We start from the raw sequence: 2,937 nt of genomic DNA, 5'->3' as shown, positions 1-2,937 counted from the left end.
CAGACCAATTTGCTGCCGCCGCAGTAGGGCAGTCTATTCTCGGTCAGCCTCCTAGGAGCACACCCATGGGAGCATGGGCCGAGAGCTACGGTTCAGGTGTTTTTAGACCATCACAGGGCTGTCCCATCCACCGACAGCCGTCAGAGAAAGGTAGAAACATGGCTGTTGATAAACAGGCACTCAGCGCTCTGGAACAGAGCAACGCATTTACCGGCCGTCACATTGGCCCGGATCAGGCTCAGCAACAGGCAATGCTGTCCGAACTGAAACTGGAGTCACTGTCTGATCTGATTGAACAGACCGTTCCCAAAGCTATTCGCCCAAACGTTACCTCTGGAGAGAGCCCTCTGGCTGTAGCAGCGGGCAAAACAGAAGTTCAGGCGCTGGAATACCTGCGTGCACTAGCCGACCAGAACAAGGTGAACAAGTCTTACATCGGTATGGGTTACTACAACACCCACATTCCAAACGTTATCCTCAGAAACGTTCTGGAAAACCCCGGCTGGTACACCGCCTACACCCCTTATCAACCCGAAATCTCCCAGGGCCGTCTGGAAGCTCTGCTGAATTTCCAGCAAATGGTTATGGACCTGACCGGCATGGAAGTCGCCAACGCTTCCCTGCTGGACGAAGCCACCGCTGCTGCTGAAGCCATGGCGCTTTGCTTCAGATCAAGCCGTAGCAAGAATCCGATATTCTTTGTTGCTGACGACGTTCACCCACAAACCATCGACGTCATCAAAACCCGTGCTGAGCACATGGGTATCCGGGTAGAAGTCGGCAATCCCGTTACTGATCTGGAAAAACACGACATCTTCGGTGTACAGCTGCAATACCCTGGCACTTACGGACAGATTACCGATGTTGCCAGCATCGTCGCCAAAGCCAAAGAGCAAAAAGCCATGGTGTCTGTCGCCACTGACCTGATGGCTCTGATGCTGCTGAAATCACCCGGCGAACTGGGGGCTGACATTGCCCTGGGCAGCAGCCAGCGGTTTGGTGTTCCCATGGGCTTTGGTGGTCCTCACGCTGCTTTCTTCGCTGCCAGTGAAAAACTGAAGCGCTCCATTCCGGGTCGCATTATCGGTGTCTCCATCGACCGCCGTGGCAACCAGGCTTATCGCATGGCGATGCAGACCCGTGAGCAGCATATCCGTCGTGAAAAAGCGACGTCCAACATCTGTACTGCCCAGGCTCTGCTGGCCAACATTGCTGCGTTCTATGCCGTTTACCACGGGCCACAGGGTCTAAAAACCATTGCCGAGCGCATCCACCGTCTGACCACTATTCTGCACAAAGGCCTGACGACTCTCGGTGTTCAGTGCAACAACACCTTCTTTGATACTCTGACCCTGAAAGTAGGCAGTCAGCAAGAAGCGATCTATAACCGTGCCCTTGAAGCCGGTTGCAACCTGCGTCGCATCAGCTTCGATCAACTGGGTATCAGCATTGATGAGACCACAACAGCGGAAGACATCACGCAGCTCTTCAATGTCATTCTGGGACAGGGTCAGGATCTGGATATCCAGACCATCGACAGTCAGATTGCAGTGTCCGGCCTCAAAGACGAACATCGTCGTACTGATGCCGTCCTGACTCACCCGACCTTCAACAGCTATCATTCCGAAACCGATATGATGCGCTACCTGAAGCGTCTGGAGAACAAGGATTACTCCCTGACCCACGGCATGATTCCTCTGGGCTCCTGCACCATGAAACTGAATGCCGCCGCTGAAATGATTCCGGTGTCCTGGCCTGAATTTGCCAACATCCACCCGTTTGCGCCCAGAGATCAGGTCAAGGGTTATATGACCATGATCAACGAACTGGAAGCGGCACTGGAAGAAATCACCGGTTACGACAAAATCTCCATGCAGCCCAATTCCGGAGCCCAGGGAGAATACGCCGGTCTGCTGGCCATTCGTAACTATCAGGAAGCCAATGACCAGGCACACAGAAATATCTGCCTGATCCCCTCTTCTGCTCACGGCACCAACCCGGCTTCTGCCGCTATGGTCGGCATGAAAGTGGTCGTCGTTGACTGTGACGAGAATGGTAACGTGGATGTTGCCGATCTTCAGGCCAAAGCAGAACAGCACAGTGATAACCTGTCCTGCCTGATGGTCACCTACCCTTCCACCCACGGTGTTTATGAAGAAGAGATTCGCAATATCTGCGACATCGTCCACGAACACGGGGGTCAGGTCTACATGGATGGTGCCAACATGAATGCCCTGGTTGGTATTGCCAAACCCGGCAAGTTCGGCTCCGACGTTTCGCATCTGAACCTGCATAAAACCTTCGCCATTCCTCACGGTGGCGGCGGTCCCGGCATGGGCCCCATTGGTGTCAGAAGCCACCTGGCGCCTTACCTGCCAAACCACTGCGTCAGCCCGATTGAAGGTGATAACGAAGGCATGGGGGCAGTATCAGCAGCGCCATTTGGCAGCGCCTCCATCCTGCCCATCAGTTATCTGTACATTGTCATGTTGGGACAGCAGGGCCTGCAGCAATCCAGTGAAGTCGCCATTCTCAACGCCAACTACATGGCTGACAAGCTGGCTGCTCACTACGACGTACTTTATCGTGGCCGCAACAACAAGGTGGCTCATGAGTGCATTATCGATATTCGTCCGATCAAAGAAGCCTGCGGTGTCACTGAAGAAGACATTGCCAAGCGACTGATGGATTACGGTTTCCATGCACCAACTATGTCCTTCCCGGTTGCCGGCACTCTGATGATTGAGCCGACCGAATCCGAATCCAAAGACGAGATCGATCGTTTCGTGAGTGCCATGATTGCCATTCGCAAAGAAGTTCGCAAGGTACAGGAAGGCGAATGGCCTGCCGAAGACAACCCGCTGTGCAATGCTCCGCACACCATGGCAGATCTGGTAGACAGCGAGTGGAGCCACCCTTACACACGTGAAGAAGCCG

1 protein-coding gene is annotated in these 2,937 nt (G+C 54.1%); it reads left to right on the top strand.

Translation table 11 applies throughout. The features are described 5' to 3' along the window. Positions 1-158: 158 nt before the first annotated feature. Positions 159-2,937: aminomethyl-transferring glycine dehydrogenase (gene gcvP / locus KDK16_RS11345; RefSeq protein ID WP_257276194.1), on the top strand; the 2,779-nt coding region annotated here is incomplete at its 3' end.

It is taken from the genome of Endozoicomonas sp. SESOKO4 (assembly GCF_024606275.1).
This window is presented reverse-complemented; position numbering and strand designations above follow the sequence as displayed.